This is a genomic window from Ephemeroptericola cinctiostellae, from assembly GCF_003339525.1.
Lineage (GTDB): Bacteria > Pseudomonadota > Gammaproteobacteria > Burkholderiales > Burkholderiaceae > Hydromonas > Hydromonas cinctiostellae.
The window spans coordinates 148031-174354 of record NZ_CP031124.1; the positions used below are offsets into that span (position 1 = coordinate 148031).

The 26324-nt window shown below is 49.7% G+C and carries 25 protein-coding genes and 1 tRNA gene; 10 read left to right on the forward strand and 16 right to left on the reverse strand.

From position 1 onward, the window contains the following. Positions 1-80: 80 nt before the first annotated feature. Entirely contained in the window at positions 81-1451 is a 1371-nt protein-coding gene (locus tag DTO96_RS00760) for a glutamine synthetase family protein (protein WP_114561747.1), read from the reverse strand. Positions 1452-1693: 242 nt separating this feature from the next. On the opposite strand from DTO96_RS00760, the gene DTO96_RS00765 reads away from it, so the two are divergent. The 3 genes from DTO96_RS00765 (at position 1694) to DTO96_RS00775 (ending at position 4814) form a co-directional block, all read left to right on the forward strand. Next, entirely contained in the window at positions 1694-2563 is an 870-nt protein-coding gene (locus DTO96_RS00765) for a MurR/RpiR family transcriptional regulator (protein ID WP_114561748.1), read from the forward strand. 108 nt (positions 2564-2671) lie between these two features. Continuing rightward, positions 2672-2747: transfer RNA gene (locus tag DTO96_RS00770), tRNA-Asn, on the forward strand. Between the two features lie 108 nt (positions 2748-2855). Continuing rightward, on the forward strand, positions 2856-4814 hold the full coding sequence (locus DTO96_RS00775; protein WP_114561749.1) for a chorismate-binding protein: 1959 nt from the start codon (positions 2856-2858) through the stop codon (positions 4812-4814). Positions 4815-4895: 81 nt separating this feature from the next. On the opposite strand, the gene phrB is transcribed toward DTO96_RS00775, so the two are convergent. The 11 genes from phrB to DTO96_RS00830 form a co-directional block, all read right to left on the reverse strand. Next, complete coding sequence (phrB, locus tag DTO96_RS00780; protein ID WP_114561750.1) at positions 4896-6317, reverse strand: deoxyribodipyrimidine photo-lyase; 1422 nt, start codon at positions 6315-6317, stop codon at positions 4896-4898. 385 nt (positions 6318-6702) lie between these two features. Continuing rightward, positions 6703-7827 (reverse strand): molecular chaperone DnaJ, encoded by a 1125-nt coding sequence (gene dnaJ / locus DTO96_RS00785; RefSeq protein ID WP_114561751.1) that lies wholly within the window; start codon positions 7825-7827, stop codon positions 6703-6705. Positions 7828-8195: 368 nt separating this feature from the next. Beyond that, entirely contained in the window at positions 8196-8525 is a 330-nt protein-coding gene (locus DTO96_RS00790) for a DUF2288 domain-containing protein (RefSeq protein WP_114561752.1), read from the reverse strand. A 127-nt stretch (positions 8526-8652) separates the two neighbouring features. Beyond that, positions 8653-10218 carry an HAD-IB family phosphatase gene (locus DTO96_RS00795; RefSeq protein WP_114561753.1) on the reverse strand — a complete coding sequence of 522 codons (1566 nt, stop codon included), beginning with the start codon at positions 10216-10218 and terminating at the stop codon, positions 8653-8655. A gap of 406 nt (positions 10219-10624) precedes the next feature. Then, complete coding sequence (locus DTO96_RS00800; RefSeq protein ID WP_114561754.1) at positions 10625-11908, reverse strand: dihydroorotase; 1284 nt, start codon at positions 11906-11908, stop codon at positions 10625-10627. After that, the gene (locus tag DTO96_RS00805) at positions 11905-12927 is read right to left on the reverse strand and encodes an aspartate carbamoyltransferase catalytic subunit (RefSeq protein WP_114561755.1); all 1023 of its coding nucleotides are present in this window, start codon (positions 12925-12927) and stop codon (positions 11905-11907) included. The genes DTO96_RS00800 and DTO96_RS00805 overlap by 4 nt, the downstream gene beginning before the upstream one ends. Then, complete coding sequence (gene pyrR / locus DTO96_RS00810) at positions 12924-13493, reverse strand: bifunctional pyr operon transcriptional regulator/uracil phosphoribosyltransferase PyrR (protein WP_114563857.1); 570 nt, start codon at positions 13491-13493, stop codon at positions 12924-12926. Before pyrR ends, DTO96_RS00805 begins: the two co-directional genes overlap by 4 nt. A 192-nt stretch (positions 13494-13685) precedes the next feature. Further along, a complete protein-coding gene (locus DTO96_RS00815) occupies positions 13686-14471 on the reverse strand; it encodes a TerC/Alx family metal homeostasis membrane protein (protein ID WP_114561756.1) in 786 nt (261 codons plus the stop codon). A 130-nt stretch (positions 14472-14601) separates the two neighbouring features. Beyond that, on the reverse strand, positions 14602-15516 hold the full coding sequence (locus DTO96_RS00820; RefSeq protein WP_114561757.1) for an AEC family transporter: 915 nt from the start codon (positions 15514-15516) through the stop codon (positions 14602-14604). A 79-nt stretch (positions 15517-15595) separates the two neighbouring features. After that, positions 15596-16093: a TauD/TfdA family dioxygenase gene (locus tag DTO96_RS00825; RefSeq protein ID WP_114561758.1), complete on the reverse strand. Its 498-nt coding sequence runs from the start codon at positions 16091-16093 to the stop codon at positions 15596-15598. Positions 16094-16158: 65 nt separating this feature from the next. Further along, the gene (locus tag DTO96_RS00830; protein ID WP_114561759.1) at positions 16159-16506 is read right to left on the reverse strand and encodes a hypothetical protein; all 348 of its coding nucleotides are present in this window, start codon (positions 16504-16506) and stop codon (positions 16159-16161) included. A 207-nt stretch (positions 16507-16713) separates the two neighbouring features. Here DTO96_RS00830 and DTO96_RS00840 point away from each other — a divergent pair, with 207 nt between their 5' ends. Both DTO96_RS00840 and DTO96_RS12625 read left to right on the forward strand, forming a co-directional pair. Next, entirely contained in the window at positions 16714-17622 is a 909-nt protein-coding gene (locus DTO96_RS00840) for a LysR substrate-binding domain-containing protein (RefSeq protein WP_114561761.1), read from the forward strand. Between the two features lies 1 nt (position 17623). Continuing rightward, on the forward strand, positions 17624-17800 hold the full coding sequence (locus tag DTO96_RS12625; protein ID WP_157964288.1) for a hypothetical protein: 177 nt from the start codon (positions 17624-17626) through the stop codon (positions 17798-17800). A gap of 188 nt (positions 17801-17988) precedes the next feature. Here DTO96_RS12625 and DTO96_RS00845 read toward each other — a convergent pair whose 3' ends face one another. The 3 genes from DTO96_RS00845 to DTO96_RS00855 form a co-directional block, all read right to left on the reverse strand. Then, complete coding sequence (locus DTO96_RS00845) at positions 17989-18924, reverse strand: DUF808 domain-containing protein (RefSeq protein ID WP_114561762.1); 936 nt, start codon at positions 18922-18924, stop codon at positions 17989-17991. Positions 18925-19024: 100 nt separating this feature from the next. Then, positions 19025-19468, reverse strand: a complete 444-nt coding sequence (locus DTO96_RS00850; RefSeq protein WP_114561763.1) for a VOC family protein — start codon at positions 19466-19468, stop codon at positions 19025-19027. A 13-nt stretch (positions 19469-19481) separates the two neighbouring features. After that, positions 19482-20684 carry a low temperature requirement protein A gene (locus tag DTO96_RS00855; protein ID WP_114563858.1) on the reverse strand — a complete coding sequence of 401 codons (1203 nt, stop codon included), beginning with the start codon at positions 20682-20684 and terminating at the stop codon, positions 19482-19484. A gap of 413 nt (positions 20685-21097) precedes the next feature. Here DTO96_RS00855 and DTO96_RS00860 point away from each other — a divergent pair, with 413 nt between their 5' ends. The 3 genes from DTO96_RS00860 to DTO96_RS00870 all read left to right on the forward strand — a co-directional run bounded on the left by DTO96_RS00860 (position 21098) and on the right by DTO96_RS00870 (position 24584). Beyond that, positions 21098-21334, forward strand: coding sequence for an EF-hand domain-containing protein (locus tag DTO96_RS00860; protein WP_114561764.1), 237 nt, complete (start codon positions 21098-21100; stop codon positions 21332-21334). A gap of 193 nt (positions 21335-21527) precedes the next feature. Next, positions 21528-23390: a pseudouridine synthase gene (locus tag DTO96_RS00865; RefSeq protein WP_114561765.1), complete on the forward strand. Its 1863-nt coding sequence runs from the start codon at positions 21528-21530 to the stop codon at positions 23388-23390. 126 nt (positions 23391-23516) lie between these two features. Further along, positions 23517-24584: a PLP-dependent cysteine synthase family protein gene (locus DTO96_RS00870; protein WP_114561766.1), complete on the forward strand. Its 1068-nt coding sequence runs from the start codon at positions 23517-23519 to the stop codon at positions 24582-24584. Positions 24585-24626: 42 nt separating this feature from the next. On the opposite strand, the gene DTO96_RS00875 is transcribed toward DTO96_RS00870, so the two are convergent. After that, complete coding sequence (locus DTO96_RS00875; RefSeq protein ID WP_157964289.1) at positions 24627-25652, reverse strand: calcium-binding protein; 1026 nt, start codon at positions 25650-25652, stop codon at positions 24627-24629. Positions 25653-25875: 223 nt separating this feature from the next. Here DTO96_RS00875 and DTO96_RS13010 point away from each other — a divergent pair, with 223 nt between their 5' ends. Continuing rightward, positions 25876-25998, forward strand: coding sequence for a hypothetical protein (locus tag DTO96_RS13010; RefSeq protein ID WP_264080574.1), 123 nt, complete (start codon positions 25876-25878; stop codon positions 25996-25998). A gap of 30 nt (positions 25999-26028) precedes the next feature. Beyond that, complete coding sequence (locus DTO96_RS00880; RefSeq protein WP_114561768.1) at positions 26029-26268, forward strand: lyase; 240 nt, start codon at positions 26029-26031, stop codon at positions 26266-26268. Positions 26269-26324 lie beyond the last annotated feature (56 nt).

Below are 26324 nucleotides of genomic sequence, written 5' to 3' on the forward strand. Positions count from 1 at the left end.
AAAGTACATTTAAAAATTTGAAACCATCAAAAAAAACCAGCAAATCACATCTCAAACCAAATCGTGGGCTCAAATTAAGTTTAAATCACCTCAAAATACCGTTTCAACTCCCAATCGGTCACATGCTTTTGAAACTCACGCTCCTCCCACTCACGTGTCGCCGCATAATGATCAACAAAATCATCACCAAACCAATCGCGCGCCACCTCCGAACCTTTGAGTTGCTGTGCCGCCTCCCATAAAGTGCGGCTCAATCGGCGGTGTGGCGCGACCTCTTGCGCATAGCCATTACCCGTTACAGGCGCATCGGGTTCAATCTTGTGTTGAATCCCATGCAAACCGGCCGCCAGAGCAGAGGCGAGGGCAAGATAAGGATTTGCATCTGCACCTGGCAAGCGGTATTCAACCCGTTGTGATTTCGCACTGCCCTCAATGACCCGCAACGACACCGTGCGGTTATCAATGCCCCATGTGGCATTGGTCGGCGCCCAATAGCCTGGCACAAGACGACGAAAGCTGTTGACGTTCGGCGCTGCCATGCACATGATGTGCGGCATGAATTGTTGCAAACCGCCAATGAAATGCCGCTGCATTTCACTCATATGGCCTTTGCCTTCTGCGTCGTAGAATAAATTTTTACCTTCGGCATTTTGTAAAGAGAGGTGGATGTGCCCGCCTTGACCTGGGTATGATTCATCCCATTTCGCCATGAACGACAGCATGCGCCCTTGCAATTGCGCCACCGCTTTAGAAAAAGTTTTAAATGTGGCCGCCTTGTCCGCAGCGGGCAACGCGGCGTCAACACACAGCGCGACTTCCAACGCACCCGGCCCACTTTCTTCATGAAAACCTTCAAGCGTTATGCCCATGTGCTCGCACACATCAATCAAGCTGCGGTAAAAATCCGCATTGACCGTGTTGCGTAACGCCGAATACCCACTGTAACCACGTCCCAACGGCTTGATTGGGCGGTAATTTTTTGCCAATAAAGATTCGCCATCCTCATCAGCGGCTAGAAACTCATACTCAAATCCAGCCACTGCAAACAAACCCATGTCCTCTGCCCGTTTCAGCACCCGACGCAAAACCCCACGAGGACAAATCCCCTCCAGCCGACCCATCAGCTCCCCTTGCACCCACAACATGTTGTCTTCCAACGGCAACTCACGCGCGGTTTCAGGTAAAATCCGCACCATCGCATCGGCGTAACCATTTTTCCAGCCTGTCAACGTCGTGTTATCGTACAAACTGTTGTTCACATCCCAACCAAACAACACATCACAAAAACCAAAACCGCCCTCCAAAGAGGCAAAAAACTTATCACGCGACATGTATTTACCCGCCATCACACCATCCATGTCCACCACACCCACTTTGACTTGGCGCATGTCTCGTTCTATGATGAGCTTCTTGAGCGCATCCGCGCTGTCTATTTTTAATATTTGACTCATTGCCACCCCTTTGAAACACTTCAAAAAAGGAATTCAATTTCTTGAATCGGTCTGAAAAACAGCATACCATTTGCATATGGACAACCCACCTTGAACATGCATCGGGTACCATTGGTGCACAAGATTAACACCAACGCAATGTATTGTAAATTATTTTTAATGCTTTATTTAAAATAAAGTAATAAAAATTACAACTCGTAAAAACAAAAACCATCACCATTTCAGCACCTTAGGAGAAACCCATGGTTCAGCCAAGCACCATCGCAGAACAATTGCGCACCAACATGGATGGCTTCACCCCCAGCGAACGCAAAATTGCCCGCGTGCTGCTCGCCAATTACCCAATGGTCGGGCTGGACACCATCGCTCAATTCGCCGCTCGCGCCCACGTCAGCGGCCCCTCCATCTTGCGCTGGGTGGCACGACTCGGTTTCGACAACTATGGTGCATTTCAAAACAAACTGCGAGCGGAACTTGAGGTTCGCCTTCAATCACCACTTGCCCGTCATGAAACCCCCAGCCCCCAGATCGACGACAACGACTTTTTAGCCCACTTTGCCCACAAGCTGCACACCCTCATGCAAGACACCATCGCCCACATCCCACGTGGAGAGTTTGACGGTGCGGTTGAGCTTTTGTGTGACACACGTCGCCCCGTGTGGTTACTCGGTGGCCGCCTCACCCGCCCGCTTGCCGAAGTACTCGCCAATCACCTCAAGGCCATGCGCCCAGACATTGAATTGATTTCATCGCACCCCTCCAATTGGCCACATGCCATCGCCGACATGCACAAGGGCGACACATTGGTGATTTTTGACATTCGCCGTTATTGGGAAGATGCCGCCCATCTCGCAGACATCGCCTCACAACGCAAACTCAACATCATTCTTTTCACCGATGAGTTTCACTCGCCGATCACCCGCGTCGCCCGTCACATTTTACCCGCCCACCTTGCCCACGCCTCCAGCTGGGATGCCAACACACCTTTGATGATGCTCATTGATGCACTGGTTTTTGCCATGAGTCGAAAAAACAAAAACAGTGCGCACAAGCGACTCACCGAAATCGAACAATTGCGTGTTATTTTTGCTGAAAAAATAAGCACACATTAACTATAAAACACGTTAGAATAGAAATCGGCTTTTCAAGCATAAAAATATAAACTTTTTATCAAAAAGTTCTTGACGACTTTCGAAAAGAACGTCATAATTGCACTCTATTCCCTGATAGCTCAGCCGGTAGAGCGACGGACTGTTAATCCGCAGGTCCCAGGTTCGAATCCTGGTCGGGGAGCCAAAAAAAAACCAGCATCACGGTTAAAAAAACCAGCAAACATTGCGTTTAGCTGGTTTTTTTGTCACCATGAGAAACTCATCTGTCTTTTAACCCTCCCCCGTCCAAACAATGCGCGATTTAAATCAATGCACGGCTTTACTCTTTGATGGCAGTTCTGCTGAAAGCATGAGCCGCCTGTTCACCTGCGCCATCAAGGCTTGGCATGTGGCATCGCCTACACAGGCAACGGCAGCTCAGGCGCGCGCGCAATTGCAATCAGCACTGGCCGAACTGGATGTGGTGGCACGAGCGGGCGGGCATGTGGTTGTGGCGCTGTCTTACGAAGCGGCGCAGGGTTGTGCGGTGGGCGAGCATTTGCATCTGTCAATGAAACCGCAAGCCCATCCCGATGTACCACCCACACCGTGGTTACAAGCAATGCAATTTGACGAGCCACAACACTTGGATCGCGCACAAGCATTGGCGTGGCTCAAACAGCAAGCAGAAGGCGCCACAGCACAAGTAACCGAGCCCATCAGCCGTGTAACCGAACTTGAGTTTTGCAACAGCATTGATGCAATCCGCGAATGGATTTCCGCTGGAGACACTTACCAAGTAAACTACACTTTCCCCTTGGTAGCCGATATTTTGGCACACAGCCCACAAGCAAGACCTGATGCGGCACTGGCACGCGTGTACCATGCGATGGTGCATGACCTACGGATTCCATACGGTGCTTTTTTGACGCTACAGCACAGCAGCGTGCTGTCTTTTTCCCCTGAGTTGTTTGTCGAATTGAAAGGTTTAAGCCTGACATGTCGACCGATGAAAGGCACTGCGGCCGTGGGAGAGGCGGGTCCAGAAGGCGACAACGACAGCACCCGCAGGGCGGCGTTGTTGGCAGCAGATCCAAAAAACCGCGCTGAAAATGTGATGATTGTTGACTTGATGCGCAATGATTTGTCACGCTTGCCACAGACGCTGGCGGTGCGCGTGCCCAAACTATTTGAGGTGAAGCGTTACGGCGCAGTGTTGCAAATGACATCAACCGTACGTGCGGATGTGTCGACCCAACCAAGCTTGGCCGAGTTGTTGGACGCACTGTTTCCATGCGGTTCGATCACAGGCGCACCCAAACGGCGAACAATGGAGATCATTGATGCGCTCGAACCATTCACTCGCGGCGCATACTGTGGTGCTTTGGGCTGCCTCACCCCGACCACCAACGGGCAATTCAACGCCACGTTTTCTGTGCCAATCCGTACATTGGAAACAAGGGCTGAACCAGTGGCCATGCACGGGCTGGGAACTCAACGCTGGCCTGTGCAATGCAATGTGGGGGCGGGCATCACTTTCGGCTCAGTAGCTTTGGATGAATGGCAAGAATCATGGCTAAAAGCCAAGTTTTTGACTCGTCACGCCCCTCCATTTGAAATCATTGAAACGATGTGCGCAGAACGCGATGAGACAGGCGTGTGGCGGGTGCGTTTACTGGTGCGGCATGCTGAACGCATGGCACGCAGTGCAGCCGCGTTTGAGGTGATGTTTGATGCACCTGAGTGGCTTCAGGCTGTTGAGCAAGCACTGTTTGAACATCGACACCTTGCGGTGGATCGCTTGCGCGTGCGCGTCGGTTTACAGCAAAGCGGTGCTTTGGTCGTGACCATTGCGGCGGCCGAGGACACGCCACAACAGGCTCGCTTTGCTTTTCACCCCCAAGTCATGCAGTCAAATAATCCATTTTTACAACACAAAACCAGTGTGCGCGCCGATTACAACGCGGCTTTGGCCGCTGCGCGAGCCCATGATTTGTTTGATTACGTATTTGTCAATGAGCTTAGGCACGTCACAGAAGGTGCGCGCTCATCGATTTTCATCAAGCTGAATGACGAATGGCTAACACCACCACTGAGCAGCGGCGTATTGCCGGGCATTGCACGCGCAGAGTTGCTGGCCGACGCATCGCTGGGCGCACGTGAATGCACGTTTTCTGTGGATGATGTACGCGCTGCGGAACGGATCATTTTATGCAACGCCCTGCATCACGCAGACGCTGAATGGGTTGATTCGGTTTTCAAGCCTATTTAATGCAATGAAAATGGCACTCACCCTCACGTCGCAAGGCGGATTGCGCTTGGTGACTTGCTTTGCGATTGACCCGTACTACGATTAATTGTGACTTTGAATGGCTTTGAACGCCGCCAACGTGAACTCACGAGCCTGTGCGTGATTGACAATGGGGGACGCGTAGCTGGGTGCATCAAGAGGCAATGGCTGATGAATGTGAGCCGCAGGGCAATGTCGAAGCTCTGGAACCCATTGGCGTATAAAATGGCCTTCAGGGTCAAATTTTCGGCTTTGCAGCACAGGATTGAAGATGCGAAAATAAGGCACGGCGTCTGTGCCTGTCGAGGCACTCCACTGCCAACCACCGTTGTTTGAAGCCAAATCAAAATCAATCAACTGACTGGCAAAGTAATGCTCGCCCCAACGCCAGTCGATCAGCAAATCCTTGACCAAAAACATGGCCACAATCATGCGCAAGCGATTGTGCATCCAGCCTGTTGCATTCAAACAGCGCATTGCGGCATCCACAATCGGAAACCCGGTCTGCCCTTCGCACCATGCTTTAAACTGACTGCGGTCATTCCGCCATTGGATGTGTTGGGTCTTTGTTTGAAAAGGCTGGTTGCGGCTGATGCGTGGATAGCCGACCATGACATGCCGATAAAAATCACGCCATATCAATTCATTTTGCCACATGTCAACACCGTCATGCATCGTTTGCCCCCCTTCTGCACGCACGGAGGCCAGCCAACATTGTCTTGCGGAAATGGCACCGACAGCAAGGTAAGCCGCCAATCGGCTGGTGGCATTTTTGCTGGGGAAATCCCGCAGCCCATTGTAGTGAGCCACATCATCGCTGCAAAAATCAAGCAAGCGACTCAAAGCCGCTTGCTCACCTGCGGGCCAGTCATCATGCAAATGAGGTGTTGACACATAAGCGCCAAACCGCTCTGGCATTGGATCTGCACAGATATTTGAGTGGATTTTTATGGGTGCGAGCGCGGAAAGGACACCGATGGGTTGGTCGATCAAATGCTTGATGAGCTTTTTTTTGTAAGGTGTAAATACCGTATAAAACCCACCATCTTGTGTTTTCAAAAGGTCAGGCGCGACGAGACATTGATCGTGAAACCACTCGATGGCAATCTTGTTGTTTCTAAGCAAACGGTGGCAACTGCGGTCACGCTCGACCTCATTCCATTCGTACTGGCGATTGGCCAGCAGATGTGTGATGCCATGATCGACACACCATGCCAAAAGACGAGCAGGCACATCCGCATACAATGGTACATCCACCCACTTGAGTGGAATGTTTAAACTGGACAAACGAGAGGACAACGCAGCAACTGAACGACACTCGAAATCGACACGTGCATGCCCCAGCCCATGCCGCTCCCACTGGCTGCTTGAGCTGATGTACACCGCAACAATCGGAAGCTTAAGCTGCTCAGACAACTCATATGCGCGCGTCAAGGCGGGGTTGTCGGTCGTTCTTAAATCGGCACGAAACCACACTGCAATCATTGGGGAGTTTCCTTTTTTTCAGAGATGATGAAGGATTTTAAGCGTCAAAGCACGTTACCTGCAATTTTAAAAATGGGCATAACGATTGGCTTGAGCATGCACTCTTTTCGCGATCATGCCATGATGCCATCACCACACTCAGCGACCATGCTCAGTGATCACAAGCAGCAGACCAATCGAGACGGTTGATTTGATAACGATGACACGCTTCCTGCCATGCCCTTGCCTTAAAACCCAACCGCCTCATTTTGACATCGCCACTTGAAAAGTGGCATGACTCAACGCAGACACGCCATACCAACGCAAGCAACGAAAACATGATTCGAAGCCCATAAAAAAGGTGAAGCACATTGCTCCACCTTTCAACAACTGGGCACAATCAAATTCAATCAAAGAAATCTTTCACCTTATCGAACCAAGATTTGCTTTGCGGACTGTGTTTATCGCCGTTATTTTTCAAGCTCTCATCCAGCTGACGAACCAACTCTTTTTGCTCGCTGGTCAGCTTCACGGGCACTTCAAGCTCAACATGAACATACAGATCGCCGACGGTTGATGCCGAACGCACATGTGGCATGCCTTTACCACGCAAACGGAACGTTTGCCCTGTTTGTGTGCCTTCTGGAATGCTCATGCTTGCGCCACCGTGCAAGGTGGGCACTTCAATTTCACCACCCAAAGCCGCGGTTGCAAAAGCCAACGGCACTTTACAATGCAAATCCGTGCCTTCGCGTTCAAACACGCTGTGCGCTTTAATGTGCACTTCAACGAACAAATCACCCGCAGGGCCGCCATTGACACCTGGCTCGCCTTTGCCTGCATTGCGAATGCGCATGCCGTCCTCAATGCCGGCTGGAATGTTGACCTCAAGGGTCTTATTGCTTTTAACTTTACCTTGACCACTGCATGCTTTGCAGGGCTTGGGAATGTGTTGACCCGTGCCATGACAGGTTGGGCACGTTTGCTGCACCGAAAAGAAACCTTGCGACATGCGCACTTGACCTTGGCCATTACACGTCGGGCATGTCTCTGGCGAGCTGCCCGCTTCAGCGCCAGAACCATGACACGTGTCACAGTCGTCCCACGATGGCACACGAATTTGCGTGACTTTGCCTTTCGCCGCATCTTCAAGAGACACTTCCATCGTGTAACGCAAATCCGAGCCACGGTACACCTGAGGCCCACGCTGACCGCCTCGCTGGCCACCAAAAATGTCGCCAAAAATGTCGCCAAAATCACCAAAAGGACTGCCACCGCCAAAACCACCACCGCCCATGCCGTTTGGATCCACGCCCGCGTGACCGTATTGGTCATACGCCGCGCGTTTCTGTGGGTCAGACAGCATTTCATAGGCCTCTTTGACTTCTTTAAACTTCGCTTCCGCCTCTGGGTCGCCCTGATTACGATCAGGGTGATATTTCATCGCCAATTTGCGATAAGCTTTTTTAATGTCAGCATCATCCGCATTGCGGGCGACATCCAACACATCGTAAAAATCTCTTTTTGCCATGGTCTTCTCTGCTCTATTCTCTACTCTATTGAACTAATGAACTCATTTGAACGTATTTAAAATGGCTTGGCAAACGCCTGCCAACCCAGCATGATAGCCAAATGATGGGGGCAACATGTTCATTTTCAAGGTGAAACAGTTTAAAGGCACATGAAAAAAGCAAAAAAATCCATTTTTTGCCATGCTCGCGCGCGCACTTCGCCAAGACCGCCATGAGGCATCACAAAATCAAGTCACCACATTGGTGGGTAACACATGCTTTAAGTGCCATGCCATTTAAGGCTGTGGTTGAGTTGCGTAAGCAAATGTCACTTGCCAAAAGTGATTTTTCCGCATGGAAGATAAATAAACTCAACCAGTTCAACGCCTCAATGTCGAACATACCCTTTATCCTGTACCAAAATCCAAGGCTTGACCACGACCGACCACAGCACAGCATTGCGTCGATGCCAATCGGTTGCCTGCGCATCTGTGACGGCGACAAACGCACCCGCATCCATCCATGCCTTGACACGGGCGGCATCATCCACACTGATGGCATAAGCCACATCAATCAAATCAATGTGGGCATCAACGGCATACAGCACACCTTGTGCAAAGAACCGTTGCAGTTCAATCCAAGCAATTTCAGCGGTTTCGAGGTTTAGCTTGGCGTGTAAGAGCTCAAGCTCTTCAGGGAGTAAGTCTGGATGGGTCATGGTCAATTGAAGGTAAAAAGGAATGGTCGAATTATAAAGAACTCAAGCCAAACGCGCAGGACTTTAATGACTGAGGGCATCACACCCCCATCAAAGCGCAGCCAATTTTGACCACGCACATCCTCACTTAACCCACTTGATGCTCCGTGTCATCCACACTTGATTCGCTTTTGGAGATCAAAGCCAACAATTCACCAAAATGCTTGATTTCAATGATTGGCGCTTGAGTCAAAGCGTCATTTTTCGGCTCAATCGTAAATGATTTATGGGCGAGCTTGAGCAAACACACGTCATTCAAGTTATCGCCCACCGCGACCACCCCATCCATGCCAAGCGCAGGCTCCTGCTCGATGATGTAGCGCAACACATTGCTTTTGCAGCACTCATGTAACTTACAACCCGACTCATGGTAAAACGCCCGATTGATTAAAATGTCACCTTTACACACCCCCGCATCAAACGGTAAAGTGTGTGCCAAAGCGAAGTCTGCAAAAATACGGCGACGGATGATTTCAGCGGCCACAAAATAACTGTCACTGACCACACCAACTCGATAGCCTTTGCGGCGCAAGGCATTCACGACATTGATCACCTCGTCGCGAATCTCAATCGAGTGAGCAACTTTTTCAAATTCGGATTGATGCACAAAACGAAACAGCGCGGCAATGTCTTGACTGCGCGTCGATTGATCAATGTTTTCTGAATCAAGTAAAGCCATCAAAGCCTCCGTTCGACCCGTGGCTTTGGCCAACTCCACCACAAAGCGCGACATCGTGATGGTGCCATCCATGTCAAGTAAAAGCAATTTGTTGCAACCATCCAGCTTGGTCAACACAATGTCGATGTCGGTTTGATTTTGACGCTCCATCTCAAAAATGGACATCACTTGATCAACACTCAAACGCCCCACTGACTTTGCGCGCTCCAAAATCACGCGACTGACCTCTTGCGCCATGCGCCCCAAACTCGGCAACGATTGGCTGTCGTGCTCCAACGAACCCACGTCCACTTGACCCAAGACAGCACCCGCCAAATGGGCATCGATCAGCAGGCCGATGTCCACGCCGTAACCATCCTCAAAATGCAATTGTTGCAGCAACACTTTTTTTGCTGCGATGATGCCACCAAGTGGTTGGCTGAACTGGATCAACTCAGGGAAAAACAATTTGAGCATGGGCTTGGCCGTCAACTCCGTCACGCGCCCCCCTTTTCGGCCAAAACTGCCTTTGACAAAATCAGCCTCCCCGTCCCAAATGGGTTTGACCAAATCACTGATGATGTTGGGGCGCAAGCCCGCCAAATCCCCATCCAAATAGGCCACCACATCGCAATTGGCCGCGGCCACACCATCCTGCATCGACGCGCCTTTGCCCAACATCGTGCTTCGGATCACCGTCGCACCGGCTTCACGTGCCAATACCGCCGTGTCATCGATTGAACTGTCATCAATCACAATCACTTCAGCAGTGACGGGATCCGCCAAAGCATAATGCACCACATCGGCGATGCGCTTGGACTCATTGAGGGCGGGGATGATCACACTGACCGATGCAACGGGCAAAGGCTGGACGATGAGGTCGGCCACAGCTGGGGATTCTTTGTTTGAAAATTGTGAGATGAACTGCTTGATCGAATGCCACGGGGATGCAGAAAATGCAGCTTCGAGTTGGGTTGTGGAAACAGTCTTAACCATTGTTTCGCTCCTTTGTATCGTGTCATGCCTTTCAGCATGAAGTAAAAAAAACACACACAAAATGCGCGCAGCAAAGGTTAAGTGTAACCTGATAACACAGTGAGGTCAAATGACGGAAAAGTTAAAAGCCATCAAAAACCATCGAAACAACCATGAAAAACATTTAAAAACGATCAATCCGCAAAAACAAAAAGCCACCATGCGGCCCAAGGTACGACGTGTTGTGATCTAAAAAAATAATGCAAAACACATGTTCAAACTCAAGCACATCACGCCCAAACCCACATTGCACAGACGTAAAAAAACCGTGTTGAATACCCAACACGGTTTTTTCAGTCCACATTTCAAAACGTTGATTTGACTTCGTGCACCATCAGGCACACCACATCCTTTTTATCCCCACCGTTTATGCCTGCGCATGCACCACCCGCCCAGCGACCAAAGTCGCCCACACCTCAACAGGCAACTCAAAACCAAGGTAAGGCGTGTTGTAATGGTGACCACGCACCAAAGCTTCAGTCAAAGGCTGATAGGCGTCATCGTCAAACACCACCAGATCAGCCACCGCCCCCACCGTCCACTCAGGTGCGGGCAAACCCAAAATGGGATAAACGCGGCTGACTGCGGCGGCCAATGCATTCGCAATGTCCACACGTTCTTCAAGCGCGAGCTGCACCAGCAACGAAATCAACCACTGCGTGCCGACCGCCCCTGCTTGCGTTTGCCCCACAGGCAATTGTTTGGCATCAAAATCAACCGCCACATGATCAGACACCACCGCATCGATCGTGCCATCCAACACCGCCGCACGCAACGCAGAGCGATCGCTCGAACTGCGCAAAGGCGGATTAAACACATATTGATTGTTGAAATACCCCATGTCGGTGTCGACCAAATGCAAATGATGCATGTTCACATCACACGTGATGCTCAACCCTTGCGCCTTGGCTTGGCGAATCAACTCAACTGCACGCGCCGATGAAATGCGTGCAATGTGGACTTTGGGCGCTTGCGCACCCATGCTGTGTAACAACTCAAATAACGTCAGCAAGGCAATCGTTTCCGCCGCCACAGGCACACCAGACAAACCCAAGCGTGAAGCATATGCGCCGCTCGCCGCGAAACCGCCACCCAGGTAAAAATCAGTCGCACGCAACCACACGGGCAATTTAAAACTGGCGGCATACGACAACGCGCGCTGTAAAATTTGCGTGTCCTGAATCGGCTCATCGGCTTGTGTAAAGGCAATGCAGCCGTGCTCAGCCAAAGTCACGAGCTCGGCCAACTGCGTGCCTTTGAGGTCCTGCGTCAACGCACCCAAAACGTGCACGTGCGCCAAACCCAAGGCTTCACTTTTGTTACGCAAAATATCAATCAACAAAGGCTCATCCAAAATGGGCGAGCCATCAGGCAAACACGCCACATGCGCCACACCGCCCGCCACCGCCGCACTCAACACATCGGCCATGACATCGCGTTGATTGCCACCTTTTTCACTCAAACGCACCGCAAGATCAGCGAGCGCAAAGCTCATTTTACGTCCCCCTGCATCGAGGGTCTGACTCGGGACACATCCAACAGGCACCTCATTGATGCCCGCAATGCGACCCTCAACCACGTACACGTCACTGGTCTGCGCATCCGTGTGATCGACATGAACAAGACGGGCGTTTTTAATTAAAAGACTCATGCGGCATGCCCTCCTGACAAAATCGCCATCACCGCCATGCGAACAGCGATGCCAAAACTCACTTGCGGCAAAATCACGGCCTGCGCGCTATCAGCCACCTCTGAAGCAATTTCCACACCGCGATTGATCGGCCCGGGATGCATGACGATCGCATCGGGCGCGGCCAGCGCGAGCTTGTCCAAAGTCAAGCCATAATGTTTAAAATACTCCGCCTCGCTCGGCAACAACGCACCATGCATGCGTTCCTTTTGTAAACGCAACATGATGACCACATCCACGCCTTTTAAACCTTCAACCATGTCGTGATACACATGCACACCCATTTCGCGCAACCCACTTGGCAGCAACGTTTGTGGGCCAATCACCCGCACCTCAGGCACACCCAGCGTGGTCAAGGCATGAATGTCCGAGCGCGCCACACGTGAATGCAGCACATCACCGACGATCGCCACACGCAGTTGCGTGAAATCTTTTTTGTAATGGCGAATCGTGTACATGTCCAGCAAGCCTTGCGTCGGGTGCGCATGGCGACCATCGCCCGCATTGACAATGTGAATGTCCTTTTTACCCAATTTATTCAAATGCTCCGCCATCAAATACGGCGCACCGCTTTGATTGTGACGCACAACAAACATGTCGGCGTGCATCGCCGCCAGGTTATCCATCGTATCGAGCAACGTTTCACCTTTGCTTGTCGATGATGTTTGCATATCGAGATTGACCACATCGGCGGATAAACGTTTGGCCGCAATTTCAAACGTGGTGCGCGTGCGGGTCGAGTTTTCAAAGAAAATATTGAACACCGACTTACCGCGCAACAACGGCACTTTTTTCACGTCGTGGTTATTGAGCGACAGAAACGATTCGGCCGTATTCAAAATATGCGTCAACATCTCACGCGATAAACCTTCCAGCGTGAGCAAATGTTGCAAACGACCATCGGCCGTCAACTGCGGATTGCGCGCATTGCGCAAACCTGCCCAAGGCACCGATGGTGGTGTGTATGTGGTCGTACTCATGCATTCACCTCCGCGTTTTGACTGACTGGACTCACACGGCGTGGCACGCGAAAGCAAAAACGATTTGACGAATCGCGCTCCAACACCAATTTATACGCCGCGTCAAATTCAGACGAACCACCGACGAAACGTGCGGCCACGGGCAACTCACGCCCACCGCGATCGAACAACACCGCCAAGTCCACACGAGCAGGACGACCAAAATCAAAAATCTCATTCAACGCCGCACGCACACTGCGACCGCTGTTCAAAATATCGTCACATAAAATCACATCCCGCGCCATCAAATCCACCGCCACATCAGTGGTTTTCACATTCGCGCTGATGCCCTTGGTCGCAAAATCATCCCGATAAAATGAAATATCAATCGTCCCCAACGGCTCAGTCATGCCCAAATCCGCATGCAAACGCTCAGCCAACCACGCCCCGCCCCGATGCACACCAATCAAAACAGGTGGCAACGCGCACGTCACCACATGCGCCCGCAACTGCGCCAACAACTGAATGTACAAATGCTCCGCATCGGGAATGGAGCTGGTCGGGGTCGAAAAAGTAGGAGAATTCATGCGCATTCCAAAAAAGATCAACAAGCGTTCAAAGCGAACAATAGCCGACATTTTAACGCAAAACCCCCCACAAGTCGCTTAGATTAAAAACCGATAACGATTCAACTTAACCCACACAGACAAAAGCAGGCATCGAAAAAACACATCAAAAAGCCAACGCATTGGCGTTGGCTTCTGAGATGATTTCAATCATTATTTCAGTCTTTTGGTCTCCTCTCGGCTGACCCACAAACTCGCGGCAATCGAACCACCAATCAGCCCGACAATGACAAGCAATGAAATGCCAATCGGGATTTTAATGTATTCCAAAATCAATAATTTAACGCCGATAAACACAAGCACGCCAGCCAAACCATATTTAATCAAAGCAAACCGATCAGCGATGTCAGCGAGCATAAAGTACATGGCACGCAAACCCAAAATCGCGAGCAAGTTAGATGTCAGTACAATAAACGGATCTTTGGTAATCGCAAAAATCGCTGGAATGCTGTCGACAGCAAACACAACATCGGAGATTTCGACCAATATCAATGCAACCAACAACGGCGTGGCAAAACGTACACCATTTTTAAATGTGAAAAACTTCTCGCCATCAAGCTCATCGGTCATTTTGATGTGCTTACGGCACCATTTGAGCACAGGGTTGCTCGCCAAATCACCCTCACCGTGGCTCATGAGCATGAGCATGCGTATGCCTGTGAACAATAAAAATGCGCCAAAGACGTACAAAACCCAGTGAAACTCAGTAATCAACCAGCTGCCCGCAAACACCATCAGGGTACGCAAAACAATCGCGCCCAAGACACCGTACAACAAAACTCGGCGTTGGTACGCACGCGGAATCGCAAAGTAGCTAAAAATCATCAACCAGACAAATACATTGTCAACCGCAAGTGATAAATCAAGGGCAAAATACCGTAAAATTTGGCGAAACTTCGCTTCGCTAATTTTTGAATGTTTGAAGTACTTGTTTTTCATTTGGTCTCAAGAGCTTAGCGCATATTTTAATGCGTTTGCTTCCTAAGACCCCTCAATATTCTGTCGTAGGGTGGCTTGCCCCAAGCCACCCTCTGTGCTTCGTTTGAGATGTCGGCTTGAGGCAAGCGAACTACATAAAACCCGCCAACAACGCCAACGCAGCAGGCACAGCAACAATCGCCAACAGCGTACTCGCCATCACCGCAGTCGCTGCCTTTTCGGGATGAATATCCAAATCATTGGCAATCACCACCGTATTGCCCGCCATCGGCACACACGCCATTAATACCACAATCGACCGTTCGACGTTATCCATGTGTGCAGAAAACAAATAAACCGCCGCAAACGCCGCCAAAGGCCAAACCACATATTTCCAACCCAACGCAGCAGCCAAAAACCGCCAATCAATTTCCAACTTAGTGAATTTCGCCATCGTCAAACCAATCACCATCATGCCCAAAACGCTGTATGCACCTTTGAAATTAGACAAGCCATTCAAAATCACAGAATGTAAATGAACGCCCGACAAACGCAAAACCATCGCAGCAATAAATGCATACAAAATCGGCATACCCATGATTTTGCGCACGCTTTGCGCCACCGTATAATGACCGCGAGAAGTCAAATAATAACCATACGAAAACTCGTATAAATTAACCCCTAAAATCATAAATACCGCAATCGCCGCGCCCTGCGCATCAAACATGCCCAACACCAAAGGCAAACCAAAATACCCTGTATTGCCCGTACCACCCGCAAATGCAAAAAGATTCGCCTCGCTGCCCGCCCACAACAACCGCCCCAATTGCAGCGCAACCGTCGCCATCACGCAACACACCGCAAAAGCCGCCGCAGTGTAAAGCAGGTAGTTTTTACCTTCAGGGGCTTGCAACACCGACACAAACATCACCGCAGGCGAAATAACATACACTAATAAAGTGGATATTTCCTTTTGGCTGATGCTGAATTTTTTACCCACGCCCACACCAAGCACCGCGATTGATACCAAAAATAAAACCCGTATTAAAACTTCTAAATGACTCATACAAATGCCTCATGAAAAACGGCACACATTGTACCGTTTGAATTATTTCAATAAAAAACAGTTTTAAGATACTGAAAAGTTAAGCTGCTAAATTAATTACCTCACCAACAGTAACCCTGCTCGACCCATAGCAACGTTGTAACCAACGCTTTCCCTGAATTTCTCCGCGCCCATGCAAACATCGAAAGTTATTAAATATCAGTAAATCACCTGGCCGCCATGAATGTGAAATTACATTTGATTCTGCTGCATCAATAAATTCATACAATGAGGTTTGTGCCGCTAATGTTTGCGGCTCACAACTATGAGTAGCAACTTTCATTTCCCATAATCCATCCACTTTATCCAAAATAGAACCCGATGAATTTGACTCGTTGCTCACTTCAAAAGTCGTTGGAGGAATATGTAAAAAATTAGGGTCGGATAGGATGTCCAATGATTTTGCTTCTAAATCAGACAGGATGCTATCTATAGTTACCAACCTTGTGTCAGTCTTAGCTTCATCAATTAAACAAAGCAATGATAATGTTTCTGGTCGAATATCTCTTGACAGATACGCTCCGTCAGCATGTAACATGAACTCAACAACGCCGTTACTTGATGCGGTTTCTTCTTTGCCTGTAACTGGTGTTATTTCATGGACTAATGCCCCATTTTTTTCTTGTAAAAACCATACGGATTAAAACCCAATGCGTGTGTAACGCCCAAAAGTACAGACTCAGAAATAAATGATTTATTTTTCGGTCTGCTAATTGAAGTAGGGAGTTCAGTTAAGTCATCATCAATTGGGCAGCCTTTAATAATCACGTAACCTTTTCCCTCTTTCAGTTCTTTTGTGACTAGTTTCAAATCACCAAGATATTTTTCTGCTATGGCAGAAACCTCGCCAACTAAAAGTTCAACACCTCCTGAGATTTCTATTATTTTACTTAAATCATTCAACTCTTTTTTCCAAAGATTTTTTTGCTCTAAATTGACCTCTAAACTCATTCTTATCCTCCCGATGTTTGATTGAAAAAATGAATGCCAAATCTCAACCCAATACGCCAATAAAAACCGAGCCAACTGAAAACCAAACTGTTGGCTTTGCTTTCATATTGACTATAAGATATATTCATAATATCATTCTCAAAAAAATAAATAAACAACTCTAAATTTATCCTATTCTTTACAAAAACACACGAATAAAATGCGCTTATGAAACTCATTTCCGATCTCGCTTTTTTTGAATTGTTGGCTCAGCATGTCAGTTTGGCTTCAGCAGCAGAAGCAATGGATGTCACGCCACCCGCAGTTAGCCGACGTTTAGCTCAGATTGAACAACGCCTTAAAGTCAAATTACTCAACCGTACCACACGACGACTGAGCCTGACACCAGAGGGCGAGTTGTATTTGGAACGAGGCAGTCCACTTTTAAGCGAGTTGGCTGCGTTAGAGCGGGACTTGGGCAACCTACAAGCCATACCTAGCGGTCGTTTAAACATAAATGCTACGCATGGATTTGGGCGGCGATTTTTGCCCACAGTGCTCAGTGATTTTGTGTGCATTTACCCCCAAGTCAATGCCGTTTTGCAACTCACCGACCAACCAATGCACATTACAGAACATGGTTTTGATATTGGCATTCGTTTGGGCGCACCGCCAAACAGTCGACTGCACGCAAAAATGTTGGTGCGCAATGCTCGCGTGCTGTGCGCTGCGCCTGACTATGTACAAAAAAATGGTATGCCCAAGACGCCACGTGATGTGCAGGCTTTAAATTGCATCGTGACCAGAGAAAATGCCACCACTTTTAGCAATTGGCAACTCACTCATGGCAATAAACAAGAAACCATCAAAGTTCGCGGTTCATTGAGTACCAATCAAGGCGAGATTGCCCTTGACTGGGCTTTGGCGGGGCATGGGGTTGTGTTGCGCTCAGAATGGGCGGTGAGTAAATATATTTCTGAAGGTCAATTGGTGCGACTGCTTCCATCTTGGGAGGGCCCTAATGCCGATATTCATGCTGTTTATGCGCCCCGAAAAATACCGCAGGCAAAAGTCAACGTATTTATTGAGTATTTAAAAGAACGTTGTCTCAAACCATACGACAACTTAAAAGAATAGTATGATGGCATCTTTGCAACTCGTCAAAAAAGCCTCGATTGAGTCGACGACACGATTGGCGGTGGTGCACGCACCTGAATTGACTATTCAGCTGTATTCTCGTGAATACGGAGTGCTTATGTGGACAATTGAAGGAAAAACGGCAAGTGAAGCGGAGGAAAATTCTAAATCTGTCTGAGCGCACGATCAACCATTACATCATCAGTCTGGCCATGGGAAAGCTTAATGCCATCCGAAAATCACACGGATTAACCAAAAGTGAATGAACACACAAGCCGTTCTCATACGATTTTCTCAAAAAAAGCATGGCTCACATGCCATGCTTTCATTTAAAACCATCAGATCAACTTCTCGCATCCAATCACTTCACTTTTTAAAAAGCCCCACCACTTTACTCAAGCCCGTGACCACCAATAAAACCAACGCGCCCAAAACCACGCCCACGCCGACATTCACCCCTGTTGAAGTCAAAGTCGACAACACACCGCCCATGCCTTCAGTCAGCGATTCAATCCAATGGTGCAATAACGGCACGCCATGCGTGATGATGCCGCCCCCCACCATGAACATCGCGGCGGTGCCGACCACAGTCAATGCTTTCATCAAGCGCGGTGCAAACCACAACAAAAATGCGCCCAATTTGCGTGAGCCCGCGTTTTTGACACCTTGCAAAGCCGACAAATAAAACCCCATGTCATCTAACTTGACAATCACACCGACCAAACCATACACACCCACGGTCATGACCACACCAATCGCCGACAACACCGCCAATTGTTGCACAAACGGCATATTGGCGGCCACCACGGTGCCCAAAGTGATCACAATGATTTCTGCCGACAGCACAAAATCCGTGCGAATCGCACCCTTGATTTTGTCTTTTTCAAACTGCAGCATGTCCACCTGCTCATCCTCAACCGCATGAATCAGCTCATCATGATGGATTTGATCTTCCTTTTCAGAGTGTAAAAACTTATGTGCCAGTTTCTCAAAACCTTCAAAACACAAATACGCACCGCCCACCATCAACAATGCCGTCAAAGCCCACGCGGGTGCAAACGCACTCAAAGCCAAAGCCAAGGGCACCAAAATACATTTGTTAATAAATGAACCTTTTGCCACCGCCCACACCACAGGCAGTTCACGCTCTGCAGGTACACCACTGACTTGCTCTGCATTGAGCGCCAAATCATCACCCAACACACCTGAGGTCTTGGTCGCTGCGACCTTGGTCATCGCACCCACATCGTCCATGATGAGGGTGATGTCATCCAAAAGAGCCAATAAACTACCGCCTGCCATAAAAATCCTTAGCTTAATTTACTTAATAAAAAAACATAAAATTGAAACATTGTCGATCTCATTTGATCGGTTCCATCTTAGCACATGCCGCTGCACACAATCACTCGGCCGCAGATGAGGGCAACAAACCACCTTGCGCATCAAATTTAAACATATCGCCGTACACGACCTCCCAGTAATGGCCGTCTGGATCAGCAAAATAACCGCCAAAACCACCCCAAAAAGTATCCGCAGCGGCCTTGGCAATGCGCCCACCATGCGCCTCCACTCGGTTCAAAATCGCCGTGACCTCATCTTTGCTGCGCGCATTGTGCGCCAACGTGAAACCACCAAATGACACAGGATCTGCTGGCACATGAGGCGCAATGTCCTTCGCCAATTCAACCAATGGAAACAACGACAACCACACCCCTTGCATCTCAAAAAAGGTCACACCACCATGCGATGTGTTCGGCGACACCGTCAGCACTTCGCGGTAAAAATCTGTCGCACGCTGCAAGTCGGCCACGCCCAAAGTCACCACCGTCATGCGATTGATTTTCATGCTTTAGCCCCCCTTATTTGATGTGTATTTTTTCTTGGTCAGAACAACTCACAAACAGCTTCATCGCCAACATCACGGACATCAACACCCCCACCCACAGCACCGTTGCATACAGCAAAGGCGTGCCCAGAATCAACAATGCGCCCACAGGAAACAAGCACTGCTCAAACATGTTTCGTGCTCGGTGACGCTCATGCACAAACCACAAACTCAACACATACACCGCCACAGGCACAGCAACCGCCGCGCCTGCCGCCATTTCACTGATGTGCGCTTGACCTGTGGCATGGTCGACCGCCACAGCCAAACCCGCGCCCACAGCCGCTGCGGAAGAAAATACAAAAAAGTGCGTATAGCCCCAAAAAAAAGCCGCTTTGGTCGAAGTCAATAAATGATGCGCGGGTTCATCAAAATACAACCACCACATGGTGAACACAATCAGCGCCCCCCCCAGTGCAATCCACACCAAAGCCAGATTCCATTGCCCTGCTGCCATACCCGCTTGCAAAGCCGACGAGGCGGACAAAATAGACTCACCCAACACAATGATGGTAAATAAACCATAGCGTTCGGCGATGTGCTCCGCATGCCAAGTGGTTTGAGCCGATCGCTCCGCCCACAAGGGAATCGAGAGCTCAACAGTAAAAAACAAAAAAAATGTCCACAAGCCCGTATAAGGCGCCAAAAATAAATTCGCAATCCAACACAATTGAACCGCCATGATACCTTTTGCATAGCGCATGTTCGTGACCCGACGCGCAGGGTCATTTTTGGCAGCCCGCAACCATTGAGCCACAGTCCCAACACGCATCAAGGTATAACCCACTGTGCCAATGACAAAGCTGCCGTCAAATGCACTCGGCATCCCTGCAGCAATCACCAGCGCACCGAGCAGCTGCACAAACACCGTTAAACGGTACAACACATCGTCCGTGTCATACGCCGAAGCAAACCATGAAAAATTCATCCATGCCCACCAAATCACAGCAAACACAACACCATAACTTTGCAAACCGTGAGCGACATGCCCTTCCGCCAAAGCATGGTGCAAACCAGCCCCAGCGAAAGCCACAGCGACCACAAAAACCAAATCAAACAACAACTCCAATGGCGTGGATGCACGAGGTTGCTCATCGGGCGAGCGGGCTCGCATGGGTTTTGAAAACACCCGCCGTGGGGGTGTGACATGATGCTGGCTTGGATGTGTCTCGCTCATAATGCCTTCCTTATTTTTTGATTTATCTTGTTTTAGCTTTTGTTGTGTGATGACGCCTCCCATCAAGCCGATCAAGCCGATTGGCCTCTTTGACCTTCGCATTCGCCCGTAGATTACAAAGACAAAGAATCAGCAAGTCAGTCTGGCCTGATCACGGCCTTGATGATTCAAAGCACTGACGAGGTCGCAGACGAGGATCGAGAAGTCCTCATGAGAGGACTTCATTCTAGCATGACGCCAACACAAGGCGTGACCCGCCCGCCCAGTTGTGTTGTCCTCACACCACTTTTACTTTGCCTTTTCTGAGCTAAAAACCAATTTAATTCAAAAAAGTTTTACAATGCGGACAACCAAATGCGATTTGATGCATTATGAACTCACAGGCATTTGCCTATATCCTAACGGAGAATCACATGAACACCTCACTCACATACAAACGCACACTCATCGCAAGCTTGCTTGGCATGGCCCTGATCGGCTCCAACGCCATGGCTGCGACGTTTTCTGATGCGGACAAAGATGGCGACGGTGCTTTGACATTGACTGAATTGAAAGCGGCGGGCATGGACGAATATGCCGCCAATTTTAAAAACTTGGATGCGGACAAAGACGGTAAAGTCTCGAAAGCCGAGTTTAAAGCCAACCGTTAAACCTGCTCTTGGCGCACGCCTCTGCGTCAAAGGTTAAACGGTTAACACCCTGCAAACCCATGATTTGCAGGGTTTTTTTATGAACCCAGCACAAAAGGATTGCCTCAAAACAATGCAAATCCTGTACACTGGCAACGTATTGCGCGATATCCCATCATGCGCAAACGAATCAACATCTTTTTAGAAGCACTTCATGAGCAAAACACTCAAAATCGGCACGCGTGGTGACGCGCCCGTAAACAGCGAACGCACGCGCCAGCCTCTGCGCGGCCGCAACCGCAACAATCAATCGGCCGTACCCGCGCGCCCCGCACACACCGAATCACACCCAAGCGGCTATGGTGATAAGCCACGCGGTAACTTCAATGACCGTAACGACCGTCCACCGCGCCGCGATGGCGATGCGCCTCGCCGAGATTTCGGCGATCGCCCACAACGCAGCTTTGATGACAAACCACGTAGCAACTTTGGCGACCGCCCTCGTGGCAACTTCAACGACCGCAATGACCGTCCACCGCGCCGCGATGGTGATGCGCCTCGCCGAGATTTCGGCGATCGCCCACAACGCAGCTTTGATGACAAACCACGTGGCAACTTTGGCGACCGCCCTCGCAGCAACTTCAGCGACCGTAACGACCGCCCACCGCGCCGTGATGGCGATGCACCTCGCCGAGATTTCGGTGATCGCCCGCAACGCAGCTTTGATGACAAACCACGCGGTACTTTTGGCGACCGTCCTCGCAGCAACTTCAGCGACCGTAACGACCGTCCACCGCGCCGCGATGGCGATGCGCCTCGCCGAGATTTCGGTGATCGCCCACAACGCAGCTTTGATGACAAACCACGTGGTAGTTTTGGTGACCGCCCTCGCAGCAACACAGGTGAACGCAATGACCGCCCACCTCGCCGCGATGGTGATGCGCCTCGCCGAGATTTCGGTGATCGCCCGCAACGCAGCTTTGATGACAAACCACGTGGCAACTTTGGCGACCGTCCTCGCGGCAACTTCAGCGACCGTAACGACCGCCCACCGCGCCGCGATGGTGATGCACCTCGCCGAGATTTCGGTGATCGCCCACAACGCAGTTTCGATGACAAACCACGCGGTAGTTTTGGCGACCGTCCTCGCAGCAACACAGGTGAACGCAATGACCGTCCACCTCGCCGCGATGGTGATGCGCCTCGCCGAGATTTCGGTGATCGCCCGCAACGCAGCTTTGATGACAAACCACGCGCACCACGTCGTGAAGTTGAAGTCGTGTTACGCGAAGCTTCTGATTACGCTGCATCACGTGGTCGCGAGCCACGTGCGACTGACCGCGATCCCAATGCAGGCATCCGTGTTTCAAAATACCTGACCGAAACAGGCGTGTGCTCACGCCGCGAAGCCGATCATTACATCGAAAAAGGCTGGGTCACGGTCAATGGTAAACGCGCAGCCCTCGGACAACGTGTGTTGCCCACAGACAACATCCAATTGGCTCGTCAGCTGACTGCGGCTCAAGAAAAACGCATGACCATTTTGATCAACAAACCCGTTGGTTTTGTTTCAGGTCAGGCAGAAGATGGTTACATTCCTGCGGTCAATTTAATTGAGCCGGCATCACGCTGGGAGGGTGACACCACGTCACACGAACTGGAAAATGTGCACGTGCGCGGCATGGCACCCGCGGGGCGTTTGGACATTGATTCCACGGGCTTATTGGTGTTGACCCAAGATGGTCGCATTGCCAAAGCGCTGATCGGCGATAAAAGTGAAATCGATAAAGAATACCTCGTGCGGGTCGAAGGCGAGTTAAGCGAAGATGGTTTGGCTTTGCTCAACCATGGTTTGGAGCTTGATGGCATTCCATTGCGCCCCGCTCAAGTGACTTGGCAAAATGACGATCAGTTGCGCTTTGTGCTGACAGAAGGTAAAAAACGCCAAATTCGCCGCATGTGTGAGTTGGTTGGATTGCATGTTGTGGGCTTGAAGCGGATCCGCATCGGGAAAGTCACCCTCGGTGATTTGCCTGTGGGCCAATGGCGTTATTTGCGCGATGATGAAGCGTTTTAAATGTAAATAGGCAAAGCGGAAGGCTTTTTCTCAATTTAAGTACATTTAAATCAAATTAAAAATGCGCGGGCTGTCCGCGCATTTTTTAACCTTGTTACCTTGTTACCTTTTTAAAGTGAGCACGACATGACGTGGATACAACACGCGATTCAAACCATTGCCGCAGACTATCAACGCTCGGCAGACACCCATTTGATTCGTTTGCCTTTGGCGGCATTCCCTCAAATTGATTTTTATTTTAAAGATGAATCAACCCACCCAACGGGCAGTTTGAAACATCGCCTCGCGCGTTCTTTATTTTTATACGCCTTGTGCAACGGCTGGATCAAACAAGACACCACCATCATCGAGTCATCGAGTGGGTCAACGGCCGTGTCGGAAGCGTATTTTGCACGCATGTTGGGCTTACCTTTCATTGCAGTCATGCCGCGCAGCACCAGTGAGGACAAAGTGCAGGCGATTGAATTTTATGGCGGCCAATGCCATTTTGTCGACCATGCGGCGGACATTGTGCCGACATCGCAACGCTTGGCGCACGAGCTCAAAGGCCATTTTATGGATCAATTCACCTATGCCGAGCGTGCCACCGATTGGCGCGGCAACAACAACATCGCTGAGTCCATTTTTAAACAAATGCACCATGAAACACACCCCATCCCTCGTTATATTGTCATTGGCGCGGGCACCGGCGGCACCAGTGCGACCATTGGGCGTTATGTACGCTACGAACGTTTTGACACAAAAATTTGCGTCACTGACCCTGAAAACTCCGTATTTTTCCCTTATTGGCAAACGGGTGATGCCTCGCTCACATCGGCTTTGGGTTCACGCATCGAAGGCATCGGCCGCCCCCGCGTTGAAGCGTCATTCATCCGCAGCTTGGTTGACGACATGATTGCCGTGCCTGATTGCGCCAGCATCGCAGCGATGCGTGTGTTATCAAAATTGCTCAACCGCCGCGTCGGGCCATCGACAGGCACAAACTTCTACGCCGTGTTGCAATTGGCACAAGGAATGCGCGAGCGCGACGAAACGGGTTCGATTGTCAGCTTGATTTGTGACTCAGGCGAGCGCTATCGTGCATCGCACCATTGTGATGAGTGGCTAGAAAAAAATCATTTGCTATGGGGGGTTCAACATCAAGAACAACTGATGCACTCCAACCTAAAACTCAAAAAGAATGACGGTGTTTAACCATCATTCTTCATCATTCTTCTTCACACTACATTGGACTCATTATGTTGGACTGATAGCGGGTCCCCAAGCAGCTTGTATCACTGGACTCAACGCATCTAAATAACCTTGAGTTAAAGTAGTCTGCCCAGCACTTGGCGGTGTCAATGCCGCCATAGCTGAAACCAAATTATTGATTTGATCCAAACGAACAAGCTTATTGTCCAATGTCGACACGATGTTCGTCCGATATTGGTCACTCAAATACCAGTTACTAAAAGTAACGTTATTATTTGTACCAATAGCAGATACCATTAAATTATTACCCGTTTTAGTGAACCACAGCTGGTTTATACTTTGCCCGCTGAATGTTGCAGCGTCTGGTGTTGCACTTACCATGCCCACCACCGTATCCCGCCCAAACTCCCCATCAAATGAGAACACATCATTGGATGATGATCCAATTAAGCGATCATTGCCAATCCCCCCATTTAGATTGCTACCCGAAAAACCGCTGTATAAAATGTCGTTACCCGCCTCACCATATAATAAACTCACGCCAAGACCACTAGAACCACCTCGCAAGACATCATTACCATTTCCGCCATACAACGACTCATAAGTCATGGAAGATTCATAAAACCCATCGCTGCCACCACCGTTCAATGAGTCGTCCCCATCACCACCATATAACATGTCCGTCCCAGTGCCTCCTAACAATGTGTCATTTCCAGCACCGCCATACAGCGTGTCTTTTTCTGAACCACCGTTTAAAGAGTCGTTACCGTCATCTCCAAACAACTTATCAAACCCAGTTCCTCCGATGACGGTGTCATTGTCCGCCCCGCCATAGAGTACGTCATCACCAGAGCCGCCATCCAAAGAATCATCCCCTGCATCGCCATACACCACATCGTTGTCTGTACCGCCAAAAATGCTGTCAAAACCGTCCCCCCCATACAACAAATCATTACCAGCACGCCCATAAAGTATGTCATCCCCAGCCAAACCCATCAATGTATCGTCATACGCCAAGCCTGATAACGTGTCATTGCTGATGGTTCCATTAACATTAATACCCAATGCCATAATGCTCTCCTTATATATTAGTTTTAAAATTGAGGTGTATGTAAACACCATTTAGATTGTAACAACAATCAAACAATCCTATTGCATATTTACTCGAAATGGATATATTAAATTAGGGTGGTTAAAATCGATCCTGTTTTTGAAACACGCCCGCATCACATTACATTGGCATGGGCACAGGTGGCACCAATGGCCATTCGGCGTTATGTCCGCGATGAGCGTCATGTCACGAGCCTTACATGGCTGCCCCCAAGAACTCAGTGCTCATGCCACATGGGGCGCAGGCAATGCCTGTTTGACTGGGCGCATGGCTCATGCATTGAGGCATTGGCCGCTCACGCGTTGAGCCCTCTTACACTCCACCCTTGTGGATCATATGATTGCAGTGCCCGATGCAGGCAGCATTGCCACCATGAGTGTATTACCAAACTTACTGAATCGCCGCATCGGCTTTCGACGGGCACTAATTTATGCCGCACTGCAATTGGCTCAAACCATGAGGGAGCACAATGAGGCGGGTTCAATTGTCAACTTGATTTGCAACTTGAGTGAGCGATACCGCAAAACCCCATTGTGTGGAATGACTAAAAAATGCGCATTGCGCGATAACGTCTAAACCGCCAAGGCCAATATTTTAAGGCGCATTAATCTCAACGACTGATCCCCTCACCT

What these genes read in the sequence shown, in the direction of transcription:
- DTO96_RS00760 (WP_114561747.1), bottom strand. Translation starts at nt 1,451, where the DNA reads ATGAGTCAAATATTAAAAATAGACAGCGCGGATGCGCTCAAGAAGCTC.
- DTO96_RS00765 (WP_114561748.1), top strand. Translation starts at nt 1,694, where the DNA reads ATGGTTCAGCCAAGCACCATCGCAGAACAATTGCGCACCAACATGGAT.
- DTO96_RS00775 (WP_114561749.1), top strand. Translation starts at nt 2,856, where the DNA reads ATGCGCGATTTAAATCAATGCACGGCTTTACTCTTTGATGGCAGTTCT.
- phrB (WP_114561750.1), bottom strand. Translation starts at nt 6,317, where the DNA reads ATGATTGCAGTGTGGTTTCGTGCCGATTTAAGAACGACCGACAACCCC.
- dnaJ (WP_114561751.1), bottom strand. Translation starts at nt 7,827, where the DNA reads ATGGCAAAAAGAGATTTTTACGATGTGTTGGATGTCGCCCGCAATGCG.
- DTO96_RS00790 (WP_114561752.1), bottom strand. Translation starts at nt 8,525, where the DNA reads ATGACCCATCCAGACTTACTCCCTGAAGAGCTTGAGCTCTTACACGCC.
- DTO96_RS00795 (WP_114561753.1), bottom strand. Translation starts at nt 10,218, where the DNA reads ATGGTTAAGACTGTTTCCACAACCCAACTCGAAGCTGCATTTTCTGCA.
- DTO96_RS00800 (WP_114561754.1), bottom strand. Translation starts at nt 11,908, where the DNA reads ATGAGTCTTTTAATTAAAAACGCCCGTCTTGTTCATGTCGATCACACG.
- DTO96_RS00805 (WP_114561755.1), bottom strand. Translation starts at nt 12,927, where the DNA reads ATGAGTACGACCACATACACACCACCATCGGTGCCTTGGGCAGGTTTG.
- pyrR (WP_114563857.1), bottom strand. Translation starts at nt 13,493, where the DNA reads ATGAATTCTCCTACTTTTTCGACCCCGACCAGCTCCATTCCCGATGCG.
- DTO96_RS00815 (WP_114561756.1), bottom strand. Translation starts at nt 14,471, where the DNA reads ATGAAAAACAAGTACTTCAAACATTCAAAAATTAGCGAAGCGAAGTTT.
- DTO96_RS00820 (WP_114561757.1), bottom strand. Translation starts at nt 15,516, where the DNA reads ATGAGTCATTTAGAAGTTTTAATACGGGTTTTATTTTTGGTATCAATC.
- DTO96_RS00825 (WP_114561758.1), bottom strand. Translation starts at nt 16,093, where the DNA reads ATGTTACATGCTGACGGAGCGTATCTGTCAAGAGATATTCGACCAGAA.
- DTO96_RS00830 (WP_114561759.1), bottom strand. Translation starts at nt 16,506, where the DNA reads ATGAGTTTAGAGGTCAATTTAGAGCAAAAAAATCTTTGGAAAAAAGAG.
- DTO96_RS00840 (WP_114561761.1), top strand. Translation starts at nt 16,714, where the DNA reads ATGAAACTCATTTCCGATCTCGCTTTTTTTGAATTGTTGGCTCAGCAT.
- DTO96_RS12625 (WP_157964288.1), top strand. Translation starts at nt 17,624, where the DNA reads ATGATGGCATCTTTGCAACTCGTCAAAAAAGCCTCGATTGAGTCGACG.
- DTO96_RS00845 (WP_114561762.1), bottom strand. Translation starts at nt 18,924, where the DNA reads ATGGCAGGCGGTAGTTTATTGGCTCTTTTGGATGACATCACCCTCATC.
- DTO96_RS00850 (WP_114561763.1), bottom strand. Translation starts at nt 19,468, where the DNA reads ATGAAAATCAATCGCATGACGGTGGTGACTTTGGGCGTGGCCGACTTG.
- DTO96_RS00855 (WP_114563858.1), bottom strand. Translation starts at nt 20,684, where the DNA reads ATGAGCGAGACACATCCAAGCCAGCATCATGTCACACCCCCACGGCGG.
- DTO96_RS00860 (WP_114561764.1), top strand. Translation starts at nt 21,098, where the DNA reads ATGAACACCTCACTCACATACAAACGCACACTCATCGCAAGCTTGCTT.
- DTO96_RS00865 (WP_114561765.1), top strand. Translation starts at nt 21,528, where the DNA reads ATGAGCAAAACACTCAAAATCGGCACGCGTGGTGACGCGCCCGTAAAC.
- DTO96_RS00870 (WP_114561766.1), top strand. Translation starts at nt 23,517, where the DNA reads ATGACGTGGATACAACACGCGATTCAAACCATTGCCGCAGACTATCAA.
- DTO96_RS00875 (WP_157964289.1), bottom strand. Translation starts at nt 25,652, where the DNA reads ATGGCATTGGGTATTAATGTTAATGGAACCATCAGCAATGACACGTTA.
- DTO96_RS13010 (WP_264080574.1), top strand. Translation starts at nt 25,876, where the DNA reads ATGTCACGAGCCTTACATGGCTGCCCCCAAGAACTCAGTGCTCATGCC.
- DTO96_RS00880 (WP_114561768.1), top strand. Translation starts at nt 26,029, where the DNA reads ATGATTGCAGTGCCCGATGCAGGCAGCATTGCCACCATGAGTGTATTA.